Raw genomic sequence first — 23,241 nt, 5'->3', positions numbered from 1 at the left:
TTCAGGCAGCGCTCTGCCTGATCCTTACTTGATTGCGACCAGCCTTCTTGGCTGCATAAAGAGCAGTATCGGCGGATTTCAGCAACCGCTCCACCGGGTCACCAGGGGGTAGGGGCGGGATCGGTGCCGTCAGGCCGATGCTAATGGTGACTGGCACAGGGGCCGAGGTATCGGGCAGAGAAAATGGTGTCTTGCTGATACAGTCGCGCAGGGTTTTAGCCAGATCTATCGCCCCAGCCTGAGAGCTGTCAGGCAGACCTATCATAAACTCCTCTCCCCCGATGCGCGCGACAAAACCCGCCGCGCCAACCGTGCGCTTCATTCGCTTTGCGGCCTCGGTCAAAACCTGGTCGCCGCTGACATGACCAAAACGGTCGTTGATGGTTTTGAAATGATCCAGGTCTGCCAGCATGACGACAAAACCGTAACCAGATCGCGATGGCTGTCGCGCCATCTGATCCATGGCTTTCATTGCATAGCGGCGGTTGTGCAACCCGGTCAGCGGATCGACCCATGACTCGGCCAGCCCGCGCTTTAGTGAGGCGCGCATTTGGTCCATTCGGGCCTTTCGCGTGATCTGGTTATCCAGATGTAGTTGAACCTCTTCGACGTAGAACCCCCCCATACACACGGCGTCAGCGCCACGATCCAGCGCCTCGCTCGCCATTGTCGCATTTTCATCGGCCAAGACGGCGATCAATACGGTATGCCGAGTTGCCCCGCGTGACTTCAGGTCCGCCAACGTATTCAGGCCCGCGGCGGTCGTATCTATTTCGATTAGGATCGCGTCTGGCACTGGCCCTGACAGCAAAGCACGCATGTTCGAAGCTGCATGTGTGCTTAGGCTGTGATGCGATCTCTCGGACAACGCGGATTTCCACAATGTTCCGATCCGGGCGCTTTGGGTCAGTATGGCCACATGGGCCGATTTCGACGGCGTAATCAGCACGGTCGCGGGTTCTGCAAATCCGACTGGATGTGATCCGCCGCCCAGCTGAAGCTCTTGCGTATCTGCGCGCGCGCGCAGCAGACTGCGAATTCGCGCCAGAAGCAGGGTGTCCTTGAACGGGGCTGCCAACACGTCGTCTAACCCATCCGACAGTGCCTGCAATCTTGCCGCCTTGTCGTTCTGCGGCGCGATTGCAACGACCGGTACATCGGCCAGTTCCGCGTTGGCCATCACCAGTCTTTTGACGTCCGCAGCTGAGCCATCGGGCAGCGATTGCGCCACCAGCACCAGATCGGGGCGTGTGCGACTTAGCAGCCCGGCCAGCCCCTGCAGCTTTTCAGCCTGAACCACGTGATACCACGCCGCCGTCAGCTGAACTTTTAGCATAATGCGATTGGTCGAAGTCCCGTCGAGGACAAGGATGGTTCCCTGCACGGACATATCTGTCACCGTTGATTGCATGCGTTGCCAAAGTGTTTATGAGTCTGGTTAACAAACCCTTTCCAAGTGCATATTCGAGGCCTCTTTATGCCGATCACCGCCCAATCCGCCGAAACGCTTGCCCTGAACGTCCTGGGCTGGCTGGTCGGGAATGACGAATTGCTGCCGATCTTTTTGGGCTCGACGGGTGCATCCACCGAGGACTTGCGGGTTCGCGCATCAGAGTCGGAATTCCTGAGTTCGGTTCTTGAATTCTTGATGCTTGACGATTCGTGGGTGATCGCCTTTTGTGACGCCAATTCCGTGCCCTATGACCTGCCGGGTCAGGCGCGGGCTGTTTTGTCCGGTGGCGACGTTCACTGGACCTGATTCAATTCACTGACAGGAGCATGTAATGCCCATCGATGCGATCTTGTTCGACAAGGACGGAACACTGTTTGACTTTGCGGACACATGGGGTGGTTTCGGGCGCAGCGTGTTGGAAAAGCTGTCAGATGGCGACCAAAAGCGGGCTGCCGAACTGGGCCGGGCCATCGGGTTTGATCCGGTTTCGGAAGAATATGCCGACGACAGCATCGTGATTGCGGGGACCGTCGAGGAGATCGCCGAAGCCCTTGCACCCTACTTCCCGGATATGCCCAGCGATGAGCTGATTGACATTCTGAACACGGAATCGGCGACGGCGACACAGGCGCCGGCTGTTCCTCTGGTTCCCTTCCTCGATGCTTTGCGGCAGGCGGGTCTAAAACTGGGTGTAGCCACGAACGACGGAGAGATGCCTGCGCTGCAACATCTCGCCTCAGTCGGGATTCGCGACCACTTCGATTTTGTTGCTGGCTACGACAGCGGCCATGGGTTCAAACCCGGACCCGGGCAATTGATTGCCTTTGCGACCCATGTTGGTGTCGACCCGTCACGCGTGGCGATGGTGGGGGACAGCCTGCATGATCTTCAGGCCGGGCGTGCAGCGGGAATGACCACAATTGGGGTACTAACCGGGCTGGCCTCGGCCGAGGCACTTGCGCCGATGGCGGATGTCGTGCTGCCGGATATCGGTCACATTCCCGCCTGGTTGGCTGAAAACTGATCCAGCTTCGGCTGAATTCGACTGCCCAAGTAATAAAACCGACAAACCTTGTCGCAGATAGAGCGGCCACTGGGCCGACTTCTGGGCTTGCTTGATGAAAGCAAGTTCCGGAGGGTTCCAATGGCTGACACAGAGACTCGCAAACGGCGCGGAGGGGGACGGGCAGGTGCGGCGGCACGCAGGGGCAGCGCGGTGATCGACCAAATGCCGTGGAATCCGCCGATCAACATCGACAAACCCACCGAACCGTTGGATCAAGCTGGCATCGAAGCGATCCACGAGGGGGCCATGCGCATCCTCGAAGAGATCGGGATCGAGTTCTACAACGAAGAAGCGCTTGGTATCCTGAAAGAGGCGGGCTGTACGGTCAAAGGCGACAACGTTCGTATGGGTCGTGACTTTGTGATGGAAATGGTGGCCAAAGCGCCATCAAAGTTCACGATCACGCCGCGAAATCCTGACAAGACGATTGAGGTTGGTGGCAAAACCCTGCTGTTCGGGAACGTGTCTTCTCCTCCGAACTACTGGGATCTTGAGATTGGGACCAAGGTGGCCGGTAATCGCGAGATGTGCCGGAATTTGCTGAAGCTGACGCAGTACTTTAACTGCATCCACTTTGCGGGGGGCTATCCGGTCGAGCCGGTCGATATCCACGCCAGCGTCCGACATCTGGACGTGCTCTATGACAAGCTGACGCTGACCGACAAGGCGATGCATGCCTATTCGCTGGGTAAGGAACGCGTTGAGGACGTGATGGAGATGGTGCGGATCGCTGGAGGTCACAGCCATGAAGAGTTCGAAGCGACCCCGCGGATGTACACCAACATCAACTCGACCTCACCGTTGAAACACGACCATCCGATGATTGACGGCTGCCTGCGTCTTGCGCGGCGCGGGCAAGCAATTGTCGTGACGCCGTTCACATTGGCCGGTGCGATGGCGCCGGTTACGATGGCCGGTGCGGTTGCGCAATCCCTGGCTGAGGCGCTGTGCGCAATTGCGCTGTTCCAATATGTCCGGCCGGGAATTCCCTGTGTTATCGGGACGTTCACCTCCAACGTTGACATGAAATCCGGCGCACCTGCATTTGGAACGCCCGAATATATGCGCTCAACCCAGATGACCGGCCAAATGGCAAGATACTATGGTTTGCCGATGCGGTCTTCGGGCGTGTGTGCGGCGAACGTACCCGATGGGCAAGCTGTTTGGGAGACGTCGAACTCACTTTGGGCTGCTGTGCAGTCGGGTACCAACATGGTGTATCACGCGGCGGGATGGCTTGAGGGCGGTCTGATTGCGAGCCCCGAAAAATTTATCATGGATTGTGAAATTCTGCAGCAAATCCAAAGGTATATGCAACCAGAAATTACAGCGACAGGCCCAGACGAAATCGCGCTGGATGCTATCAAGTCTGTCGGGAACGATGGCCATTTCTTTGGTATTCAACACACCCAGGACCGCTACACGACCGCATTCTACCAACCCTTCCTGAGTGATTGGAAAAACTATGAAGGTTGGGATGTGGCAGGTGGTATCTGGACGGCTGAGCGCGCCCACCACATGTTCAAGGAAATCGTAACCAGCTTTGAGCCCCCGCCGATAGATGACGGGATTCGCGAGGAGTTGGAGGACTTTGTAGCCCGCCGAAAGGCCGAGGGTGGCGCGCCGACGGATTTCTAATGTAACAACAGTGACTTCCAGATTAAGACTCTGTCGGATTGCCGTCAATACAACGTGTTTTTTGGCTATTTGTTAAGGATTATCTGTCCAGATTGGGGCGTAACCAATTTGGGGCATCTCATGCATGGTCTGATCAATCGGGCAATACAATCATTTGTTTGCGCGACTTATGGACAACCCTGCTGGCTGCGGGTGACCGAGGCTGCGGGCCTGGGTTTTGCCGAGTTTGAGGCAATGCTGCTTTATGACGACGCCATGACCGCGCAGGTTTTGGACGTGTTATGTGCTGACCTGAATCGTCCACGGGCCGAGATACTGGAGGATCTTGGGACCTATCTGGTGTCGCACCCCAATATGGAAGATTTGCGCCGACTGCTTCGGTTCGGCGGTGTGACATATGTCGAATTCCTGCACTCGCTGGATGACTTATCGGATCGTGCCCGCCTTGCAGTATCCGATCTGCGTCTGCCAATGCTGGAGTTGTGTGAGGTGTCACCGGCAGAATATCACTTGTACTGCTACCCTGGCCTGCCAGGCTATTCCAGCGTGATGGTCGGCGTATTACGGGCAATTGCAGACGATTATGGAGCATTGGCCATGTTGTCGCATGAAGGGCAGCAGGCCGACGCCGAGGTCATCACGATCGTTCTGATCGAAAGCGCCTTTGCCGAAGGGCGTCATTTCGATCTTGGGGCGCGCAAGTCATGATGCAAGCCTCTGAACTCTCAGCTCTTTTGGACACTTTGTGCCCCATGTTCGTGATGGTGGATGACAAGGGCATGATCGTAAACGCAGGACCAACGCTGCAAAAGCTCCGTCCGGACCATCCGATGCAGGGGCGCGATTTTCTGGACGTTTTTGAACTTGTGCGACCGCGAACAATAACAACGATTTCCACGCTGTTATCTCTGACCGGTGGCAAAGTACATCTGAAATTTCACGACGAGCCTCGGACCGCGCTGACCGGGCTAATCGCGCCCTTGCCAAAGGGGAACGGGGCCATCATCAACCTGTCCTTCGGGATTTCGATACTGGATGCAGTTCGTGACTATGCCCTGACTAGCGCGGATTTCTCTGGCACGGATCTGGCGATCGAACTGCTGTACTTGGTTGAGGCGAAAACAGCCGCGATGGAGGCATCGCGCTCACTGAACTTGCGACTGCAGAGAGCTATGCTGGCCGCTGAAGAACAGGCGGTGACAGACATGTTGACGGGGTTGAAAAACCGCCGTGCGATGGATGTGGTTCTCGGCCACCTGATCTCGGCCAATTGCGCTTTTGCGCTTATGCATCTGGACTTGGATTTCTTCAAAAGTGTCAACGACCGCCTTGGCCATGCGGCGGGGGACTTTGTGTTGCAACAGGCCGCATGCATTATGGAGGAAGAAACACGAACTGAGGACACGGTCGCCCGGATCGGTGGTGATGAGTTTGTTATCATTTTTAAAGGTCTGGTCGACGAAAGTGTCCTGTCTGAAATAGCGGGGCGCCTGATCAGCAGGCTATGCCAACCCATGATGTTTCAGGGTGCCCAGTGTAAGATTTCAGCCAGCATCGGAACGGCTCTGTCCACGCAATTTGGCACGCCGGATGCGGCAGAGCTGCTGAATGCAGCGGATCAGGCGCTGTACGAGGCAAAGCGGCAGGGACGGTCGCGGCATTGTCTGTACTCGGCACTTGCGGCCTCTGGGCTGAAACCGGCCAGTTCACAATGACTTCTAATTCCGCGCGGGGCGGGTATTTAAGTTAATCCAGCGCAATAGCTCGTGTCAGAATTTCCGCAATATTGCGCTTGATCGGGGGAAGATCTCCGACAACCGGCATCACGTGGCCTTTGAACCGCGCTCGCTCTAGCTCCTGTGGCACGTCCTCCAAAACATGCCCGCCGGTGCAGGCAAAGAAGGGTAGGCACAGAGAGTGATCGCCAGCCCCGGTCGCGGCTTCGGCAATGGACGGGGCCTCTTCCACAAACCCGACGCGGATGGATTGGAAGGTCATGCACCGGGCCAGTTCCCTGGAAAACTCAATGGCGACAGCTGATGGATTGCGGCTACGGCCCGATCCATGTGCCGCCAGAACCAGATCCGTTTTGTCCGCGTCCCACCCCTTGCCCGATAGCGCATCCAGCAATGCGCCCGCAGCCAAAGCGGGGAGTTCTGGGTCAACGCCCAACGGGTCCAGAATTTGGATGTTTCTATCACCCAGACGCTTGGGCAGCGCACGTGTCACGAACCACCCCTTGGCCATAAAAAGGGGATAGATGACAGTGTCGTCGGGCAGTTCATCCAAACGAGCCTCCAGCATTCCAGGCGCAGCAAGCGTAGCTGAATGAACGCTGACGCCATCGCAATACGCATCGACCTCTGCCGCATAGGAAGCTAGCGCCGCTTCGGCAGGGGCCGGGTCCGAGGGTTGGCCGTGGGCGACGATCAGGGCGTGCGGCATTTAGGAGTATCCTGTGGCTTTTCAGTTAGGTGTGTCCGGCTGGTGCAAAGTCAATCCGTGGGACGTCACGCTATCCCAATAATGTCAGCCAAAGCCAGACTGTCAGGATCGAGACGCCGGTTCCGACCAGAACGGACGAGGCCGCGACCCGTTTTGCCCGTCCGTACATATTGGCAAAGATGTAAGCATTAAAACCGGGAGCCATCGCTGCCGTCAGCACGCCCGAGCGGAACAGGTCTTGCGGCAGACCAACTGTTGAGCCGAATAACCAGACAAGACTGGGATGCAGCATTAGTGAAATCGCGCAGACAAAGGCGATGGCGCGCAGGTCACCTTCGGGCTTGTACTTCACAAGCACTCCGCCAAGCGCGAACAGCGCCCCGGGCAGGGCGGCGCGAGTCACAAGGCCCAGCGCTTCGTCCACGACCGCAGGTATGCCAATACCCGACAGGTTCACGGCAAAACCCAGCGCGATGCCAAGGATCAGTGCGTTGCGGAACATGGCCGACAAGATGGATTTGACCATGCGGGGGCCACCTTGGCCGCGATTTCGAATAACCTCCATCACCGTGATGCCAACGCCGTAGCAAAAGGGTGAATGGAAGGCGATGATCGCATAGTTGCCGGTCAGGTTTTCGGGGCCATAGGCGCGTTCGGTAATAGGCAGTCCCAAAAGGACAGAGTTCGAGAACAGACAGCAAAACCCGATGGCAACGCAATCTTCCCAATCCCGGCCAAAGATCAACCGTGCACCGAACAGACCAGCAGTGAAACACAGGCCAGCTGCTGAGTAGAAGCTGATCAGAAGCCGGGGATCAAAACTAGCGCTTAGATCCAGATGCGAGATTGCAAGGAACAGAAGGCATGGGATTGCAAAGCCCTGGGTGAACTTCATCAATCCATCGATGTGAATTTCCTTGAAATACCCCAACCGGGTCGAGGCATAACCTGCCCCGATCACAAGGAAAACCGGTAGAATGACGTCGATCAGACTTTGAAGCATGGCACCGCTTTGCAGGCTGGGCCGACGCAAAATTGCTGCGTCCCAGGTCGGTTGCGTGGGGTCTTATAGCGCCTGATGGATCACCATTCCGTCATAGGCTGGGGTGATGTTGTCGGCAGTTTCTGCATCAACCGTGGCATAGTCCAGATCGATATGCATGTTGGTCAGAACCGCGCGCTTGGGGTTCAGTTGTTCGATCCAGCCCAGGGTCCTTTCCAGATGCGCATGGGTCGGGTGAGGTTTCCGACGTAGCGCGTCGATGACCAGGCAATCCAACCCTTCCATCATCGGCCAGGCCTCTTCGTAGATTTCCGCCACATCCGGCAGGTACGCCAGGTTGCCCATCCGGAAACCAAGCGAGTCGATCGAGCCGTGGTTGACTTTGAATGGCTGGAACGGGATCGGGCCGCCGGGGCCGTCCACCTCGAAAGGGCCGTCGATGGACTTCAGGTCAAGGATCGGCGGGTAGGGTGAACCTTCGGGCTGGACAAAGGCGTAGCCGAACCGTCCCAGCAAGGCGTTCTGCGTGTCGCCATCGGCCCACACGGGCACGCGCTCGCGCATATTGAACACAATCATACGCAGGTCATCGATGCCGTGGACGTGATCGGCGTGCGAATGGGTGTAGATAACTCCATCCAGACGTCCGGTTCCGCTATCGAGCAATTGGCTGCGCATGTCGGGGGAGGTGTCGATCAGCACCGAGGTTGTACCGTCCGGGCCGTCCCGTTCCACCAGCATTGAACAGCGGCGACGGATGTTTTTGGGGTTCTTGGGGTCGCAATCGCCCCAATGCCCGCCCAGCCGGGGGACGCCGCCGGATGATCCGCAGCCAAGGATGGTGCATCGCAATTCGGTCATGCAGCCGCCTTGTAGGTCGCTGCTTTGGTGAACAACCGGTCAAAATTTGCCTGCGTATGGGCAGCAAAATCGACGTAGTCCATCCCAAACACCTCGGCCCCTTTGCGCGCTGTGTGGGCGGTATAGGCGGGCTCGTTCCGCTTGCCGCGATACGGGGGAGGGGCCAGGTATGGCGCGTCGGTTTCAACAAGGATGCGGTCAACCGGGGCCCTGGCAAAGATATCGCGAAGCTCTTGGCTTTTGGGGAAGGCCGCGATGCCGGACATCGACAAATAAAACCCCAGCTCAAGGGCGGCTTTGGCCAGTTCGGCAGAAGATGAAAAGCAGTGCATCACGCAGGAATAGGGCGCGTTGCGGTGTTCCTCGGCCAGAATGCGTGCCATGTCGTCATCGGCGGCACGGGCGTGAATGATCAAAGGCAGGCCAGTGCGTTGGGCGGCCTCAATATGCACCCGCAAGGATTGCTTCTGCACCGCTGCGCTGTCGGCGGTATAGTGATAATCCAGCCCGGTTTCGCCGATACCCACAAACTTGGGATGCCGGGACAAGGCGACGAGTTCGTCGACCGATGCCATCGGCTCATCAGCCGCGCTCATTGGGTGCGTTCCAGCCGCGTAGAAGACGGGCGCGTGGGCCTCGGCGATGGCGCGGACGGTGGGTTCATTCCGCAAGCGCGTGCAAATTGTTACCATGCGGGTCACGCCAGCCTCGGAAGCATTGGCCACGATCTGATCCAGCTGACCTTCGAAATCGGGGAAGTCCAGATGGCAATGGCTGTCGGTGATTTCGGGCGTATTGCTCATCTGCTCTGACCGGCGGTTTCCTGTATCTTGAACACCGTATCTAGGACCAGAGCGGCAGGGTCAAGGTTCACCGCCTGCCCATGACGCGCACGTGCGGTGATCACTGCAGCGACCTCTGCCCATTTGCGGGCCTGATGTGGTGAAGCCGACAGGCGGGCAAGCGTCTCTGCCTCGTTCGGAGCGGCTTCGGGCATCGGGGCCGCGCCGGTCGCACCGGTCAGCGCAAGCCGGGACAGGGCAACGTCGATCAACGTCAGTAACAGTTCAAATCGTTCGGCCGCGCCACGTTGGGCAGCAGCCTCGGCCAAGGCCAGCGCGCGCTGACGGTCCATTCGGGGCAGGGTGCCCAGAATGGCGATCAGCTCGGCGTAAATCTCAAGCCCGCCCAGGTTTATCAGGCGCACCGCATCACCCACGGACCCGGCAGCCAGTGCAGCCAAATGATCCGCCTGTCCCGGCATTTCTGTGCCGGTCTGCATCAGCGCGGCTTCCATATTCTCAGATCCCAGCGGAGACAGGCGCAGTGTCCGGCACCGCGACCGGATTGTCGGCAACAGACGCGACGGCTGGTGCGAGATCAGCAGCAGGGTGGTGCGGGCCGGGGGCTCCTCGAGCATTTTCAACAGCGCGTTGGCGGCGCTGACATTCATCTCATCCGCGGCATCCACGATCACAACGCGACGGCCACCGTCAGTCGAGGAAAGGCCGAAGAACTTGCCAAGCTTGCGAATATCATCAACCACAATCTCATTACGCAACCGCCCCTGATCGTTCAGAGATCGGGTAATTGCGGCCAAGCCGGGCTCGGCCCCAGCCTGAATACGGTGCGCGACGGGGTGTTCAGGATCGATCTCAAGGCTATCGGGCGGTGGCGGTGCACCAAATAGCCCGTCATCCTCAGTCGGAGGTGTTGCCAGTAGAAATCGCGCGATCCGCCAGGCCAGCGTCGCCTTGCCGACCCCACGTGGACCAGTAATCAACCAGCCGTGGTGCAGACGTTCCGAGGTATAGGCACTCAGAAAAGCCTGTTCCGCCGCGTCCTGACCAAACAGGCGCAGTGTCTCGCGCGGGTGTGGGGCACCGGGTGCCTGATCCGGGGTTGGGGTGTCGTCGCTCATCTATCGTCTATCGCAAAGCTTGCAGAACGATATCTGTCACATCCTGTGCAACACTGTCCATGTCCCGGTTACCATCAATCACGCGGAAACGGTCGGAATACTCATCCGCAAGGGCCAGAAACCCTGCACGCATCTGTTGTTGCAGATCCAGCCCGAAATCTTCGAACCGTTCTTCTGTTCCCTGACGCCCCTTGGCGCGGGACAGCCCGGTTTCGGGGTCCATGTCGATCAAAACGGTCATGTCGGGTTCGCGCCCGATCATCAGGTCGTGCAATTGATCGACCAATCCCCGCAGATCGCCGCGAGACAGGCCCTGATACATCCGGGTGCTGTCGGCGAAGCGGTCGCAGATCACGACTTTGCCCTCGGCCAGCGCTGGCCTGATTGTGCGTTCCAAATGATCCCGGCGGGCGGCCGTAAACAGCAGGATTTCTGTCTCTGCAGACCAGCGATCCGGGTCACCTTCCAGAACAAGGCTTCGGATCTCTTCAGCGCCTGCAGATCCTCCGGGCTCGCGGGTCAGAACGACATCGTAACCGAGGCCACGCAAATGTTCGGCAAGCATTCGTGCTTGTGATGACTTTCCAGACCCGTCAATACCTTCGAAGGTCAGAAACAACCCTGCCTTCGTCACATCGCCTCCAGCGGATTGCCGATCACGTCTTCTAGAACAATACCGCCAACGGTTTTCATGCGCACGACAAAGCCGCCTACAGGCACGTCTTTGGCCGCGAACAGTGGGCGACGGATTTCGGGCAATCCTTCGGGTGTGATCACCAGCTCAGCCAGTTTCTGCCCCTTTTCCACAGGCGCGTTGATCGGACCTTCATAGACGACCTCAGCTTTGACATCCTTGTCATTGAGAACTGGGAACAACAAGGTCAGATCCCCTTCGGGCACCAGCCCAACAGTCTTTTCTGCGCCCATCCAGATCTGGGCTTCGGCTATCGGCGTTTCGGCGTCGGCAATTGTCCTCTCGACAAAATTGCGAAACGACCAGTTAACCACGGCCTCAGCCTCCTCTGCGCGACGGGCGGTGCTATCGAGGCCAGTCAGGACAAAGACAACCCGACGGTCGCCTTGCTTGGCCGAGCCGACAAGGCCGTAACCCGCCTCTTGCGTATGCCCGGTTTTCAGGCCGTCGGCCCCGATCCCCAGTTTCAGCAGCGGATTGCGGTTACGTTTGTTAGACGGCGCACGGCCATCAAACTCAAACTCTTCTTCAGCGAACAGTGGGTAGTATTCGGGGAAGTCGCTGATCAGCCGGTTGGCTAATACGGCAAGGTCATGGACCGACATCATGTGGCCCGCCGCCGGCCATCCGTTCGAGTTGGCGAAGTTCGAGTTGTCCATGCCCATCTGTTTGGCGCGCTGTGTCATGTAGCGGGCAAACCCGGCCTCGGTCCCATCGGGGCTTAGCGCCTCGGCAATCACCACACATGCGTCGTTACCAGACAAAACGATGATGCCACGCAGCAGATCTTCGACGCTGACACGATCCTGCGTGTTCAGGAACATGGTCGACCCACCATAGCTCATGGCGTGTTCCGACACGGGCAAGGTTTCCCCCAGGGTCAGGCGGCCATCGCGCAGCGCCTCAAACGCGACGTAGAGCGTCATCAGTTTGGACATCGACGCAGGCGGCAGGGGCTGGTCTGCTTCTTTCGACAGCAGAACCGTTCCGGTCGTCTGATCGATCACATAGGCCGCGCGGGCGGTTGTGTCGAAAGCGTGGGCGGGCAGGGCAAACAGCGCCAGCCCGAGGGTCAAAACAGATGATCGCAGTGAGGACAGCATGGGGGCCTCCTAGGTTTCAATTTTTGACGGTGAACGCGTCGTTAAAGCCCAGGTCTTTGACATCGCGCTGCATGGCATTGCGTTCCGAGCGCGACGTGGCTGGGCCGACTAGGACCCTCCAGACCGTTTTGCCGTCCGAGGTTAGTTCTCGCACCTCGGCAGGCATTCCGTTGCGGCGGATCTTGTTGGCAGCGCTATTGGCGTTGGTTTCAACCCCGAAAGTGCCGACCTGGACGAACGGTTTTGACAAGGACGATACCGAAGCCGCCGTAGCTGCCGATGCGTCCGCTGTTGCGGCAGAGGGGGGGCTGGCCGGTGTGGGTTCTGCCGCGTCAATCGCCGCAGCCGCGCCCGCTATCGGGTCCAGCGGCGTTTCGGTGATTTCATCGGGCTTTTTCTTCTGCCACCATTTACGTTTGGCCGGTTGTTCAGTCGGGGGGGTAACCTCTGGATCCACCAGTGAAGCCGATGATGTTGCTTCTGCCGTCGTTTCGACCACCTCAGTCGCTGTGTCGGTCGCCGTATCGGTCGCGGCATCAGCGGCCACGGCCGCCGTGGCTGGTTTCTTGCGCTGCCACCATTTGGGCTTGGCCGGTACTTCCGTCTCTGTGACGGTTTCGACCGCCTCGGCGGCTGTTTCCGCCGCTGTGTCGGTTGCCGTGTCGGTCGCGGCATCTGCGGCTACGGCAGCCGCAGTCGCGGCACCGGCCGCCGCTGCAGGTTTTTTGCGTTGCCACCACTTGAGCTTGGCTGGCTGTTCAGCTTCTGCGGCCTCACTTTCGGCGATGTCGGTCTTGGGCTCATCCGCTGCTGCGGTTTGCGTTTCTTCGACAGGGATCTCTTCGGCTGCGGGCTTTTCTTCAACCGGCTCAGGTTTCGGTTCGGGCGCTTTGCGACGCAGGGCGACGACATCAACCTGTGTAGGTGCACCAGCCAGAATGCCCAGTTTTTCGGCTGCAGCAGAGGAAAGCTGCAGTTCAGGACCCGGCAGGTTTCTTTCGCGACGGAACAACGCGGCTGTGATCGTTTTATTATTTTTGGGGTTTTTGACGCGCACACGTTCGGGCTGTGTCACATCCGGGTGGGCAACCCATATTCCGCCCAAAGACGGGCGGCCGTCCCAAAGTCCGGGCTCAGACAGTTGAAACACCTCAGGCGCTTCGACATCATCTTTCGGGCTTCCGCTTGGAGTGGGGAAAAGGTCGGTCCGACCGTCTGGTGCGGATTCGGAGCTCTGGGTATCTGCCGAGACATTTTCGGGGGAAAGCACCTCATCGCAACCAGCCAAAACCACGGACACAACGGCCAAAGCCGCTAACGCTCGCGGATGTGCGCGTGTCTCTGTCGCTCGCTTCATCTTGTCATCCCTTGCCTGATTGGGCCTCGTTTCCCGAGACCCGCCGCCGATTGCTGGTTCTGTATTGCCAGCCTGCTTCGGTCTTTCCTGCAGATCATAACGCGGCCAAAGTGTCATGGAAAGACCGCAGCGGGCGCTTCGGCAAGAATTCCCTATTTGGTCTTGCCACCGGTTCGCGATGGCCTTAGACCCGGCCCCACGCGGGGAGGTGGCAGAGTGGTCGAATGCGGCGGTCTTGAAAACCGTTGAACGTGAGAGCGTTCCCAGGGTTCGAATCCCTGTCTCCCCGCCATAAAAAATATGGCAAATCCGACCACCCTTTGACCACGTATTGAAACCGTCGATTTTGCGGTTTCCCAAAAAGTTTCCCACGTTCATGTTCAGTTCTTGTTCTGGTCCCGCTTAGTCTGGGCCTGCTTCGCGAGTCGCTTTTGACTGGCGCCCTTCGAGTACTTTTGGACCATGGAAAGGCTTTTGTGGCCTGTAATGGCCGCAATCTGTTGGTCAGTGCATCCGGCCTCCGCCAACTCGCTCGCCGCGCTGTATCGCAGTCCGTGAAGGCTGTAAGCGTCGAGGCCCAACTTCTTGCGTTCTGCGATCGTGGCCTTCTGAATTTGGTCGTAGTTCAGTTTACGACCGTGTTCGTCGCAAAGGATATAACGCAGGCTACGCCGGGATGTTGCTGCCAGCACGTCCCGAAGTCGATTGGTAAAGGGAAGCCAAAGGCGAGCTTCTGTTTTTCCCTGCGTTACCCAGATGCCGTCATCGTCAATGTGGCCCCATTCCATAAGCGTTAGATCCGTTGCGCGCTGCCCGGTCCCAATAGCCAGTTCAAAGATCAATAGCGGCAGACCCGAAACCTTGCTGCGGTAGGTGTTGATCGCAGATGCGGGCCAAGGTTTGTGACCATCGCCTGTTTTCAACTTCTCAATTCCCTTTGCGGGGTTGTCACGCTGCCAATCCAAATCGATTGCGTGTTCAAACAGGATGGAAAGCATGTGGGGGATGTAGTTGGCGAACCTGGCACGGTGCCGGTTGGCCATTTGAGCATCAATTATGGTCGAGCGCCGCATCTTGGTCGGGTTCTTTTTTCCAACCGTATCGGAGAGGTATTCAAGGACTTTCGAATAGTCCGATTTGGTGCGTGGTGCGAGCCTCTGCCATTTTGGGCTTTGCTTATAACTGGCGATCAGCTTTTCAAAAGTGAACCGGTTTGCAAGCTCACTGCCGCCACGCATCAATCTCCAGTATTCACGATCATACTCTTCGCTGTTTGGGTCATCTGGTAGGCGCACATACCGACCATCCTTTCGGAAGTACTGGTATGTTCGGCCCTTGATGACCTTCGAAGTTGTGAATTTCTTCTTCACCATTTGACGTCCTCATAGCCGTCGATCATCTGGCCTCGCAGAATGGCACGCAACTCGTCTGCGTCCCAACGTTCGTGGGGGCCTATTTTGCGAGGCTTTGGCAAGATGCCATCAGTCACCAAATCCCGAAAGCTACCAACCGGCATATCGAGCATCTTGGCGGCGTTCTTTTCCGTTACGGCGATTGGAGTGACCCTGTTCATTGAGTGTTCCGATCGAAGCGTAAGCCGCTTGTGCCCGATTGGTATCCGGGCCAAGCCGCCCTGGGGCGAACGATGAATTTAGAGAGGGTTAACAAAACAGCTGCTAAGTACTTTGGAGCGGGTGAGGAAGCCGTCGGATTTGAACTTTCATGACCAAATCTAGGTGATTTCCAATTGTGCTGCGCGAAATATAGATAGATTATGCAATCCAGGATAGTAACAATTGCGGGTCGCGTCGCTGCAACGGCACGACCCGCTTTGTCCCCAATGAAGCGGAGGTTCACCGGAGACATGAGAAATGCCGGAGAAATTAGATGTGCGAAACCAACTTCGAACCCGTCGCCAGTGCCCAAGCCATCGGCTCCGACGTCAATTCCGAACACTCGAGGGCAGCCGCCGGGAGTACGTCCACCGAAATAGATCAAATTCGCTTCGATCTTCTGCGCTCTGCCCTTTACCACGATATGGGCGAGCGAAAGTGGCAGTGGTTTAACAAAGCAGCGTTGTTTACAACCGTCATGCTTGGGTCGGGTGCGATTGCCGCATTTGGTGCACAGTTTCCAGGTTATGGGCAGGCCGCTGGCGTAGCAGTTGCACTCGTTAGCGCGGCGCAATTGGTTTGGGACTTCGGCGGAACGTCTCGAGACCACCGCGACTTGAAACGGCGGTACTATGCGCTCCTCGCCGAGGCAGAAAAGAACGCATTTGATGTTGCAGGGCTGAAGACTCGAATGATCGAGATTTATGCGGATGAACCTCCGCTGATCGACAAGATGAATCGCAAAGCACACAATCAGGCTGGAGAGTCGCTTTTTGGCGACGACTACAAGCGCGTCTGACCCAATTGCTACAGTGAGTTGTGGAATACCAGTATCGGGCATGGCGCCTATCACTTGAGATGATCCTGCCCCCCATCTCGCCCGAGGTGTGCCCGGGCAGATAGGGGGCGATGGCCGTGAGTGGCAACGAGTGAGTCATTTGATCCGGCTTCGTCCGCCAGCAGGATATTGTGAGCGGCTGCGAGCCAGTTTTTGGGCAGTTCCTCGACGTCCTCGGCCATCGCATAGACGCCGAACAGTTCGATCGACTTTATCAGCGGTTCATAGTCGCCGTTCTCGCTGGGCAGGTCCCAACGGCCGCCGTTGTGCATAGCCAGGTATTTGAGGGCAGTCAGCTTGCGCGCGGGCGTGGTCAGCTCCAATTGCTCGACCGCGACGATGATGCGCTTGATATCCAGACGCCCGCTCATGCCGCTGCGCTCTGGAACATGGCCGCATCAATCCAATTGGTGATCATGTCGGCCTCGTCAGCGCCAGTGGCGCGAATGCCGTGCAGATCTAGTACGCAAACGAAGTGACGCCCGGGCATAGTCGCGTTGGGGATCACGTAGACGCCGTTCGTTTCCAGAACCTCGTTTACGATCCGATCCCGCCGTCCGATGTAAGGCAGGTTATCCAGATCCGTCAGCAGGCGCGCGAGCTTGTCGTTGATCAAGTCGTTCATCGTAAAACCCTTTGGGAAAGGGGCCGGGGCATTGGGAGGGTTGCCCCGGCCAGTCAGTCGCACGTCCCAACAGGGAAGACGGCGAGGAGGTAGATCAGGCGATATCGGGGCAGATCAGCGGGGCAGGGCCGTAATAACCGCGCTGGGCGGCATGCTCGCGCGCCCGGTCGCGGACGCGCTGATCGCGTGCGGCTTGTTCGATGGTCGAGCGGTCGATTTTGTCGACCTGTATGCCCAGACGCTCAAGACGCTGGTCACTGATCGGGTGGCCGTGCAGTGCCTTGAGCTTGCACCAAGAGATGACAGCAAGGGCCGGGTGATAGAACCGGCCCGGGTCTGCGATGGCTTCGGCGATCGTTTTGAATTGCACGTTTGCGCTGGGTGTCGGGGAAACCGCCAGAGGAAAACCTGCAACCCGCGAGGAATCATGAAGGCATGAATCACTCGCGGGAGTGGACAGAGGTGTTGACGCACCGTCTGCCCGGAACATCCCGCATGAATCTCGAGGAGTACAACGGGATGTATCTCGTTCTTGCACTGTGCATGCTTTTTCGTCTGTTGAAAGACAGCCCGAAGATGGCAGTTTTTGTGGCCGTGGCTGGTCTGTACGGCCTGACGGCGTTGAAGGTGTTTTGATCCGTTCGTTCGCAGTCATGGTCTGACTCCATCGAGTTGATAGAGTGTAGACTGTCCGAAAATATCGAACTGGTCAATCCACAAATCCGAAAAAATCGGACTAACTTGTGATTGGTGATTGCAGCTATGTTGACCTAAGTAAGAACAAAGAGGGAACAAAGTTGATTCGATTAAAGTTGATGCGCGTGTGGGTGGTGTTGTTGACCCGGATGAGAGTGGATCTGAATCTAGTTTTTGATCCTGTCTGGGCTATTCGGATGGCTTTGAAAGGGCGTCAAAGAGGTTGCCTTGGATGTCTAAGGGAAGCTGAGCGAAGTCGCCATGAAGAAGAAAGTTAAAGTCAATGCGATGTTGGCGGTAAAAGTAACGCATCGCCTTAATACTTGGTGCTCCGCGCGATTCCTGGGAATGGTATGTGGTCTTTGATACGCCCAGAGCTTTAGCGATTTCATTCTGCTTTAGGCCAGTCACTAGGCGGGCCGCGATCAGCCGTTGTCTAATCGCCTCCGGGCTTATGTCGCCAGTTTTGGCTAAGTGTTCTTTTTGCTCGATATCCATGGGCTTGGTTTATCCATAGTACGAAAAAAGCGAACTGTTTTTCTTGCGGACCTTGATAGTTCGAAAAATTCGGACTATTCGTGACTTATGACTACAGATGTTCGGACTCTTGTTGATCAACTCGGCGGCTACCGAAAGGTTGCTGAGCGTCTCAGGAAAAAACCTACAACGGTGCACACCCACATGCAGGCCGGCGTATTTCCGGCTGCTTGGTATGACGCACTTTGCCGGATGGCTCGACAACTTCACGTTACTGAGCCGAGTAAAGAACTGTTCTCGTTTATCAAACTGAACGAAGGGGCAGGGTGATGTCGTTGTCATCGTTTCCTCGGGTTTTGTCATCCGGCATCAAGTTTCTGCTGAATGGGCGCGAAAAGTCTTTCGTAATGAACAGGGTTGAAGCTCGGGAATTGGCCCGCGACCGGTTTGCCGAAGCCTTGCGTGAAGCATTTCCCGGAGCATCGGACAATGAGGTCGCCCGGGTGGCTGCACCGGTGCTTGGTCGATCAGAACGTCAGATTCAGAACTGGCTGTCAGGATTGAGCAGCCCGGTTATCGAGGACGTTTACACAGTTTGCGCCATTCTCGGGGTCTGGAAGGCGATGGAGATCCTCACGTCCGACCGAACTCGCAATGACATTCTCGGGCAGATTGGGCAGCAGTGAGCGTGGTCGGCAGAGAATTGTCCGCGCTTATGCACAGTGACCTTTCCTGTGCCGGGGCGGAAGCAGTTTCAGGAACGATCGTTTGGTGGCTGACTGTAAGTCTGGCTCACTTTGGGATAGGCTTGGTCGTCAGCTCGGTTGTCCTGTTTCGCGGGCTGTCGCACACCTGGTTGTGGTTTGGGATCGCTGTAATTCTGCTGAAAGAAGTTGCGGGCGACATTCCGAACAGCGGGTTCTCAGTTGTAGTTATTGCGGACAGCTTCTGGGACCTGGCCTGTTACCTGATCGGCTTCTTTGTCCTGTGGGGGCTGATGATGTCGGACGAGGAGGGCGGCGAATGAACGCCGCCCCCGCGATATCACCGGATCGAGGCGGCAAGTGCCTGGCCAACTATTGGGCTCCGTTTGATGGTTTGGCCGATCGACAGGCTCTGACCAATGGTGTTTCCGACGATAGGGTTGAATGCCGCGCCAAGCGGCCGAAGAACGGTTTTCATTCCGTCCCCTTTGCTGGTTGTGGGCGGGATGAATGCGCGCGGTGGGGTGGCGACCCCGCCGCGCATCCCGCGCGGTTAACGATGGGCTCAGGCTGGGGGGATTCGCAACGCGGTTCCTCTGGCGGTTTCCCCACTTTCCGCGCTGGGCGAACGAATTCACGAAATAGCCGGGGCATTCTTCCGCTGAACATCACGGGACAGCGGACCCGAGAGGGCCTTAACCAAGACTGTGCTGCGTGTCAGACCCGGCAAGGCATGATTTCATCACACCTGACAAGCGCAGTTACCGGGGCACAGGCGGGTGCCAGAGGCAGATCGGGGCAACGTCCTCGTTTCTGTCACCGTCAACCATTCTCACGAGCAGTTATTCGAGGCAGGGCACATGAGCCACGCAGCTACCCATTGGCTGGCGGATTTACCGCCGGAAACCATGACGCACGGCGAATTCCGGGTACTGTTCCACCTGTGTGATTGCCACAACGCAAGTATGGGATGTTTCCCGAAACAAGCCTTTCTGCGCGAGCATTCCGGCCTGTCTAACGGCGGGCTCAACAAGGCTTTGGCCTGCCTGGAGGAAAAGGGTTTGATCCTGCGCAAACAGGAGCGCGACGCGCGCACAAATCGCCAAAAACCAACACACTACATCTTGGGCTTCGAACTGGAAAACCAACCAAAGCCGCCTCCACTCAGTGGAGCCGGAAAAAAAGGTAAAGCCGTCTCCACTTCTGACGCAGTTCCGTCTCCACTTTCAGGGGGGGTCCGTCTCCACTCTGGTGGAGCCTATATAGATGAACCAGTAAAAGAACCTGTAAAGGAACCTTGTGCGCCGACTGACGCGGCCCACACACAAGATTTTTCTTTCGAAGATTTTGTTGCCCAGTTCGAAACGGCATACCCGCGTCTCGGCGATGGGCCCGCAACTGTGGAAGCGCTCAAGGTTGCGATCGAGGCCGGGGCCGATCCTACCGCCATCCTAGCCGGGGCCCGCGCCTATGCTGCCGAGCAGAAGGGCAACCGCAAACAGTACATCGCTTATTCTGAGAATTGGCTGCGCGATAGTCGCTGGACGCAACACACGCCCACAACTTCCGCTTCCGAGGACCGGGCGCGCATTCTGGAATCCCACGCCAAGACCATCAAAGACGGCAAGGCCTTCCTGTGCACCGCCATATCCGATGAGACGGCTTGGGAATGCGTGCAAGCCCAGCTTGTGACCATGCAGGACTGCCGCACCGTGGGGAAACTGCTGTGACGTCTCCACATTCAGATCCGGCCACACACGGCCAACGTTTCGGGCAAGTTGTGGTCACCGTTGACCTGGCCGCCGGTGACTGCGTAGTCACAGCGCCGAGAAAAGGGCCGGTGGGCCCGGTGCCCCGCAAGATGCGCTTGCACAGCCTCGACGAGATCCGGGGGGGCCTATCAGGTCCAAGTTGGTCTGGCCGCAACCGACCCTGTTGCGAAGGACGTCGCCGACGCTCTGAAATTTGCCGGCCAACAACTTCTGGCGCAGAAACGGTAACCCAATGGAACGCATGACCGTCAAACAGCTTCGTGCCCTACAGGATGCAGAGACGACCAAGGAGGACAAACGCCGAGTTCGTGGTGCCCAGTGCATCACGGTCGACGGTTTGACCTTTGACAGCAAAGCCGAGCATTCCCGGTGGCGAGAATTGGAGCTGCTGCAGAGGGCTGGCAAGATCTCGGGATTGCGCCGTCAGGTTAAAATCCCGCTGGAGGGGCGAGACGGCCCAATCATGACGGATAGCGGCAAAAAGCAACGCACGTGGGCTGCAGATTTCGTCTATGTCGATCACGCGCTGGGCGTTCAGGTGATTGAAGACCGCAAGGGCCACGCGACCGACAAGTTTCTGCTTACAAAGTCCATCCTTGCCGCGCAGGGTATCAAGGTGCTGGTGACCTGAGCGTGCCGACTGATTTAGCGTTACCTCTTCCCGACAGCGTCGCAGAGATTGCCGAGGTGATAGGCCGGAACCAAGCCTTGCACTTGATTGGGTCTTTGCCTCAATCAGGATCCCGTGCCTGGCGTAAATGCTTCTACGTCCCGAAGCACCTTCCCTCTGTTGATCATCCTCTGGTTCACGTTCTGGGATGGAAGGATGCAAACAAGCTGGTGAATGCTTTTTCCGGAATGATCTTGCAGCCCTCGAATTGCAGATTTTTGGTACGTGCCGCACGAAACCGGCGAATTCGAGAAATGGCTGATCAAGGGTGTTCGGTCAAAGAAATCGCGCATGGGGTCGACCTGTCGATTGACCGAGTGCGCGAGATCCTAGCCGAGACCTGAGCATGTTCTCTCAGGGTCAAACCCGTTCAATAGTTTTGACGAAATACAACATTTCTTCGTTCCGAGTTTTTGCATCGGAGCCGTAATGAGCTCTGCGATGGCAGTTTGGGCACAACCCGATCATGTAACGTGGGTCATCAGGACCACCGTCGCTAAGTCTGCGAATGTGATGCACTTCCAAAAATGGAGCGCCACTAGACGTTTGGAATGGCGCTGGATCACCGCAGTCTTCACACTTGCCTTTTGCCCGGGCGAAAACGTAATCCCGTACAGCTTTGCTTCGTTCGAAAACAGTTCCTGAGGAGGAACGCCCTTTGCTCGGTTGGTTTACTGCCGCGGCCAAGGCCCGCTCTCGCAGAGTGGCCAGGTCAGTAGAGCTTGTGTCGATAGGCGCTTCGGCCATCTGTGTTTGAACGGCTCCTAGTGGGCGAAGTTCGAACACGAACGCCTTTCTCATGTTGCCTAAAGTGTCTGGAGCCTGCCGTTCTAACACACCTTCGACTAGGTATTGGCCTTCAAAACGGAGGCCGTCTTTCTGTTTCTGAAACAAAAGAAGGTCTTTTCCATTAGCAGCATGATCGCGGATAGCCTTATTGCCTTTGGACATAATCATGTCGCCAATTTGCCCTTCGCCAAAATACTCAAAAACCCCATCTGATCGCATGCCATCTTCGTAACCGTGACTGCTTCCTTCTTTCCCGGTAACGATGACGATCAGGTTGTGTTCCTTAGGGGTGATGATGCCACCCTGTTCTTGGCCCGAGTACTTAGCGTGGATGTCCTGGCGCCGGTTGTATGTCTGGCCAACTTCAAATCCCCAAGTCACTAACATTCCTTCCTTTTCAATTTGCGATAGTTTTGGCAGCCCAGAAATCGAGTGTCGAGATTGGATGTGCTGCCAAATTTCGACAGGGTGTTTGTAATCGCCGATGGTTTACCAGTCGTTAACCATCAATTCACCAATCTAGCAGCTGTGAAAGCATGAGATGGGTTCGGAGATGACAAGCCAAATACTGAGCCAACTAAAGAGCGCTCTAGGCAGTAAGAAAAAGAACAAACGCGCATCCTACAAACGACGCGATTTGACTGGGTTTTCGGAAGACGCACTTCGCGGGCTGGAGGATCTCGATGCGCGGACTCCACCGCCTGACGCAATAATTGAACCTGCGTATTCGACCGCATTTGTTAACCGCGACCGTTTGTCCCCTAAAAACGCGGCTGGAGGCGGTTTGGTAAAGGGGGACGATGGTGCAAAGAGACCCCACTATTGGGGTCATAGAGAGCGTTTACGGCAGCGCTTTCTCAAGGGCGGTCATGAACCTATGCCTGAGTACGAGCTTTTGGAACTCTTGTTGTTTAACGCAGTCCCTAGAATCGACGTCAAGCCACTGGCAAAACGGTTACTGGCTGAATTTGGAGACTTGAACGGTGTAATTGCAGCGTCAAAGCATCGTGTACTTCAGGTAGAGGGGACCAACGATTGGGTCTTTTACCACCTTCGAGTTGTCGAGGCCTTTGGGCATAGAATGGCTCAGGCCAAGCTCGTCGCCCGCGATGTTGTTTCCTCTTGGGACGAATTGGTGAACTACTGCCGCACGGCAATGGCGCATCGAGAAACGGAGCAGTTTCGTGTGCTCTATTTAGATCGAAAAAACGTTCTGATCGCTGACGAAGAACAAGCACGTGGGACAGTTGATCATGTGCCGGTTTACCCGAGGGAGATCGTCAAGCGCGGTTTAGAGCTCAATGCAAGCTCGCTCATCATGGTTCACAACCATCCGTCTGGTGATCCTACGCCAAGCCAGGCAGACATTAGCATGACTGAGCGTGTTCGAGAGGCTTGCGATACCTTAGGTATTCTCATCCATGACCACGTCATCATTGGAAAAAAGGAAGAGTATTCATTCAGAGCAAATGGACAGCTGTAGGAGCGTCAGCTACCTATGCATGTGTTGAAGCGA

General features: G+C 56.9%; 30 protein-coding genes and 1 tRNA gene. 14 read left to right on the top strand and 17 right to left on the bottom strand.

Features of this window, described 5'->3' with window-relative positions:
- Nucleotide 1: 1 nt before the first annotated feature.
- Complete coding sequence (locus tag AC2FIO_RS03905) at nt 2–1,390, bottom strand: diguanylate cyclase (protein ID WP_282168769.1); 1,389 nt, start codon at nt 1,388–1,390, stop codon at nt 2–4.
- A gap of 87 nt (nt 1,391–1,477) precedes the next feature.
- Here AC2FIO_RS03905 and AC2FIO_RS03900 point away from each other — a divergent pair, with 87 nt between their 5' ends.
- From AC2FIO_RS03900 to AC2FIO_RS03880, 5 genes are all read left to right on the top strand, one after another.
- Nucleotides 1,478–1,759, top strand: a complete 282-nt coding sequence (locus tag AC2FIO_RS03900) for a DUF3572 domain-containing protein (protein ID WP_058279646.1) — start codon at nt 1,478–1,480, stop codon at nt 1,757–1,759.
- A gap of 25 nt (nt 1,760–1,784) precedes the next feature.
- Nucleotides 1,785–2,477 carry an HAD family hydrolase gene (locus AC2FIO_RS03895; RefSeq protein WP_496695792.1) on the top strand — a complete coding sequence of 231 codons (693 nt, stop codon included), beginning with the start codon at nt 1,785–1,787 and terminating at the stop codon, nt 2,475–2,477.
- Between the two features lie 120 nt (nt 2,478–2,597).
- Nucleotides 2,598–4,157: a trimethylamine methyltransferase family protein gene (locus tag AC2FIO_RS03890; RefSeq protein ID WP_496695791.1), complete on the top strand. Its 1,560-nt coding sequence runs from the start codon at nt 2,598–2,600 to the stop codon at nt 4,155–4,157.
- Between the two features lie 120 nt (nt 4,158–4,277).
- Entirely contained in the window at nt 4,278–4,865 is a 588-nt protein-coding gene (locus AC2FIO_RS03885) for a heme NO-binding domain-containing protein (protein WP_058274418.1), read from the top strand.
- On the top strand, nt 4,862–5,872 hold the full coding sequence (locus tag AC2FIO_RS03880) for a diguanylate cyclase domain-containing protein (protein ID WP_496695788.1): 1,011 nt from the start codon (nt 4,862–4,864) through the stop codon (nt 5,870–5,872). Before AC2FIO_RS03885 ends, AC2FIO_RS03880 begins: the two co-directional genes overlap by 4 nt.
- Nucleotides 5,873–5,903: 31 nt before the next feature.
- Here the strand turns inward: AC2FIO_RS03880 and AC2FIO_RS03875 are convergent, their stop codons facing one another.
- The 8 genes from AC2FIO_RS03875 to AC2FIO_RS03840 form a co-directional block, all read right to left on the bottom strand.
- On the bottom strand, nt 5,904–6,602 hold the full coding sequence (locus AC2FIO_RS03875; RefSeq protein WP_496695786.1) for a sirohydrochlorin chelatase: 699 nt from the start codon (nt 6,600–6,602) through the stop codon (nt 5,904–5,906).
- 70 nt (nt 6,603–6,672) lie between these two features.
- Entirely contained in the window at nt 6,673–7,605 is a 933-nt protein-coding gene (locus tag AC2FIO_RS03870) for an AEC family transporter (RefSeq protein WP_282119204.1), read from the bottom strand.
- A 63-nt stretch (nt 7,606–7,668) separates the two neighbouring features.
- Nucleotides 7,669–8,466 carry an MBL fold metallo-hydrolase gene (locus tag AC2FIO_RS03865; protein WP_496695783.1) on the bottom strand — a complete coding sequence of 266 codons (798 nt, stop codon included), beginning with the start codon at nt 8,464–8,466 and terminating at the stop codon, nt 7,669–7,671.
- A complete protein-coding gene (locus tag AC2FIO_RS03860; RefSeq protein ID WP_496695781.1) occupies nt 8,463–9,269 on the bottom strand; it encodes a TatD family hydrolase in 807 nt (268 codons plus the stop codon). Before AC2FIO_RS03860 ends, AC2FIO_RS03865 begins: the two co-directional genes overlap by 4 nt.
- Nucleotides 9,266–10,387, bottom strand: a complete 1,122-nt coding sequence (locus AC2FIO_RS03855; RefSeq protein WP_496695779.1) for a DNA polymerase III subunit delta' — start codon at nt 10,385–10,387, stop codon at nt 9,266–9,268. Before AC2FIO_RS03855 ends, AC2FIO_RS03860 begins: the two co-directional genes overlap by 4 nt.
- Nucleotides 10,388–10,394: 7 nt before the next feature.
- Nucleotides 10,395–11,021 carry a dTMP kinase gene (gene tmk / locus AC2FIO_RS03850; RefSeq protein ID WP_496695777.1) on the bottom strand — a complete coding sequence of 209 codons (627 nt, stop codon included), beginning with the start codon at nt 11,019–11,021 and terminating at the stop codon, nt 10,395–10,397.
- The gene (locus AC2FIO_RS03845) at nt 11,018–12,184 is read right to left on the bottom strand and encodes a D-alanyl-D-alanine carboxypeptidase family protein (protein ID WP_108861555.1); all 1,167 of its coding nucleotides are present in this window, start codon (nt 12,182–12,184) and stop codon (nt 11,018–11,020) included. The genes tmk and AC2FIO_RS03845 overlap by 4 nt, the downstream gene beginning before the upstream one ends.
- A gap of 16 nt (nt 12,185–12,200) precedes the next feature.
- Nucleotides 12,201–13,541 carry an SPOR domain-containing protein gene (locus AC2FIO_RS03840; RefSeq protein ID WP_108861611.1) on the bottom strand — a complete coding sequence of 447 codons (1,341 nt, stop codon included), beginning with the start codon at nt 13,539–13,541 and terminating at the stop codon, nt 12,201–12,203.
- A 202-nt stretch (nt 13,542–13,743) separates the two neighbouring features.
- Between AC2FIO_RS03840 and AC2FIO_RS03835 the strand changes: the two genes are divergently transcribed.
- A tRNA-Ser gene (locus tag AC2FIO_RS03835) sits at nt 13,744–13,833 on the top strand.
- Nucleotides 13,834–13,921: 88 nt separating this feature from the next.
- On the opposite strand, the gene AC2FIO_RS03830 is transcribed toward AC2FIO_RS03835, so the two are convergent.
- Nucleotides 13,922–14,779, bottom strand: a complete 858-nt coding sequence (locus tag AC2FIO_RS03830; protein ID WP_496696505.1) for a tyrosine-type recombinase/integrase — start codon at nt 14,777–14,779, stop codon at nt 13,922–13,924.
- Between the two features lie 128 nt (nt 14,780–14,907).
- Nucleotides 14,908–15,114, bottom strand: a complete 207-nt coding sequence (locus AC2FIO_RS03825; protein WP_496695774.1) for a helix-turn-helix transcriptional regulator — start codon at nt 15,112–15,114, stop codon at nt 14,908–14,910.
- Nucleotides 15,115–15,428: 314 nt separating this feature from the next.
- On the opposite strand from AC2FIO_RS03825, the gene AC2FIO_RS03820 reads away from it, so the two are divergent.
- Nucleotides 15,429–15,953 (top strand): hypothetical protein, encoded by a 525-nt coding sequence (locus AC2FIO_RS03820; RefSeq protein WP_496695772.1) that lies wholly within the window; start codon nt 15,429–15,431, stop codon nt 15,951–15,953.
- Nucleotides 15,954–16,003: 50 nt separating this feature from the next.
- Here AC2FIO_RS03820 and AC2FIO_RS03815 read toward each other — a convergent pair whose 3' ends face one another.
- The 3 genes from AC2FIO_RS03815 to AC2FIO_RS03805 all read right to left on the bottom strand — a co-directional run bounded on the left by AC2FIO_RS03815 (nt 16,004) and on the right by AC2FIO_RS03805 (nt 16,987).
- The gene (locus tag AC2FIO_RS03815; RefSeq protein ID WP_496695770.1) at nt 16,004–16,363 is read right to left on the bottom strand and encodes a hypothetical protein; all 360 of its coding nucleotides are present in this window, start codon (nt 16,361–16,363) and stop codon (nt 16,004–16,006) included.
- Nucleotides 16,360–16,617, bottom strand: a complete 258-nt coding sequence (locus AC2FIO_RS03810) for a hypothetical protein (protein WP_496695768.1) — start codon at nt 16,615–16,617, stop codon at nt 16,360–16,362. Before AC2FIO_RS03810 ends, AC2FIO_RS03815 begins: the two co-directional genes overlap by 4 nt.
- 94 nt (nt 16,618–16,711) lie before the next feature.
- A complete protein-coding gene (locus AC2FIO_RS03805) occupies nt 16,712–16,987 on the bottom strand; it encodes a hypothetical protein (RefSeq protein ID WP_496695766.1) in 276 nt (91 codons plus the stop codon).
- 65 nt (nt 16,988–17,052) lie between these two features.
- Between AC2FIO_RS03805 and AC2FIO_RS03800 the strand changes: the two genes are divergently transcribed.
- Nucleotides 17,053–17,253 (top strand): hypothetical protein, encoded by a 201-nt coding sequence (locus AC2FIO_RS03800; RefSeq protein ID WP_496695764.1) that lies wholly within the window; start codon nt 17,053–17,055, stop codon nt 17,251–17,253.
- Nucleotides 17,254–17,502: 249 nt separating this feature from the next.
- Here AC2FIO_RS03800 and AC2FIO_RS03795 read toward each other — a convergent pair whose 3' ends face one another.
- Nucleotides 17,503–17,811 (bottom strand): helix-turn-helix domain-containing protein, encoded by a 309-nt coding sequence (locus tag AC2FIO_RS03795; RefSeq protein WP_496695761.1) that lies wholly within the window; start codon nt 17,809–17,811, stop codon nt 17,503–17,505.
- An 87-nt stretch (nt 17,812–17,898) separates the two neighbouring features.
- On the opposite strand from AC2FIO_RS03795, the gene AC2FIO_RS03790 reads away from it, so the two are divergent.
- The 3 genes from AC2FIO_RS03790 to AC2FIO_RS03780 are packed head-to-tail and all read left to right on the top strand — an operon-like array spanning nt 17,899 to nt 18,817.
- Entirely contained in the window at nt 17,899–18,120 is a 222-nt protein-coding gene (locus AC2FIO_RS03790; protein WP_496695759.1) for a hypothetical protein, read from the top strand.
- Complete coding sequence (locus AC2FIO_RS03785) at nt 18,120–18,476, top strand: hypothetical protein (protein ID WP_496695757.1); 357 nt, start codon at nt 18,120–18,122, stop codon at nt 18,474–18,476. Before AC2FIO_RS03790 ends, AC2FIO_RS03785 begins: the two co-directional genes overlap by 1 nt.
- Before the next feature lie 29 nt (nt 18,477–18,505).
- Nucleotides 18,506–18,817 (top strand): hypothetical protein, encoded by a 312-nt coding sequence (locus tag AC2FIO_RS03780; RefSeq protein WP_496695756.1) that lies wholly within the window; start codon nt 18,506–18,508, stop codon nt 18,815–18,817.
- Nucleotides 18,818–18,834: 17 nt separating this feature from the next.
- Here AC2FIO_RS03780 and AC2FIO_RS03775 read toward each other — a convergent pair whose 3' ends face one another.
- On the bottom strand, nt 18,835–18,972 hold the full coding sequence (locus tag AC2FIO_RS03775) for a hypothetical protein (RefSeq protein ID WP_496695754.1): 138 nt from the start codon (nt 18,970–18,972) through the stop codon (nt 18,835–18,837).
- A 382-nt stretch (nt 18,973–19,354) separates the two neighbouring features.
- Between AC2FIO_RS03775 and AC2FIO_RS03770 the strand changes: the two genes are divergently transcribed.
- A complete protein-coding gene (locus tag AC2FIO_RS03770; RefSeq protein ID WP_496695753.1) occupies nt 19,355–20,224 on the top strand; it encodes a helix-turn-helix domain-containing protein in 870 nt (289 codons plus the stop codon).
- Between the two features lie 274 nt (nt 20,225–20,498).
- Nucleotides 20,499–20,897, top strand: a complete 399-nt coding sequence (locus AC2FIO_RS03765; RefSeq protein ID WP_496695751.1) for a DUF1064 domain-containing protein — start codon at nt 20,499–20,501, stop codon at nt 20,895–20,897.
- A 399-nt stretch (nt 20,898–21,296) separates the two neighbouring features.
- On the opposite strand, the gene AC2FIO_RS03760 is transcribed toward AC2FIO_RS03765, so the two are convergent.
- A complete protein-coding gene (locus AC2FIO_RS03760) occupies nt 21,297–22,106 on the bottom strand; it encodes an HNH endonuclease (RefSeq protein WP_496695749.1) in 810 nt (269 codons plus the stop codon).
- Between the two features lie 172 nt (nt 22,107–22,278).
- On the opposite strand from AC2FIO_RS03760, the gene radC reads away from it, so the two are divergent.
- Nucleotides 22,279–23,208, top strand: coding sequence for a RadC family protein (radC, locus tag AC2FIO_RS03755; protein WP_496695747.1), 930 nt, complete (start codon nt 22,279–22,281; stop codon nt 23,206–23,208).
- Nucleotides 23,209–23,241: the final 33 nt, after the last annotated feature.

Source organism: Ruegeria sp. CDSB086 (genome assembly GCF_059611065.1).
Note: the sequence above shows the minus strand (reverse complement) of the source record. Positions and strands in the feature narration are given on the sequence as shown.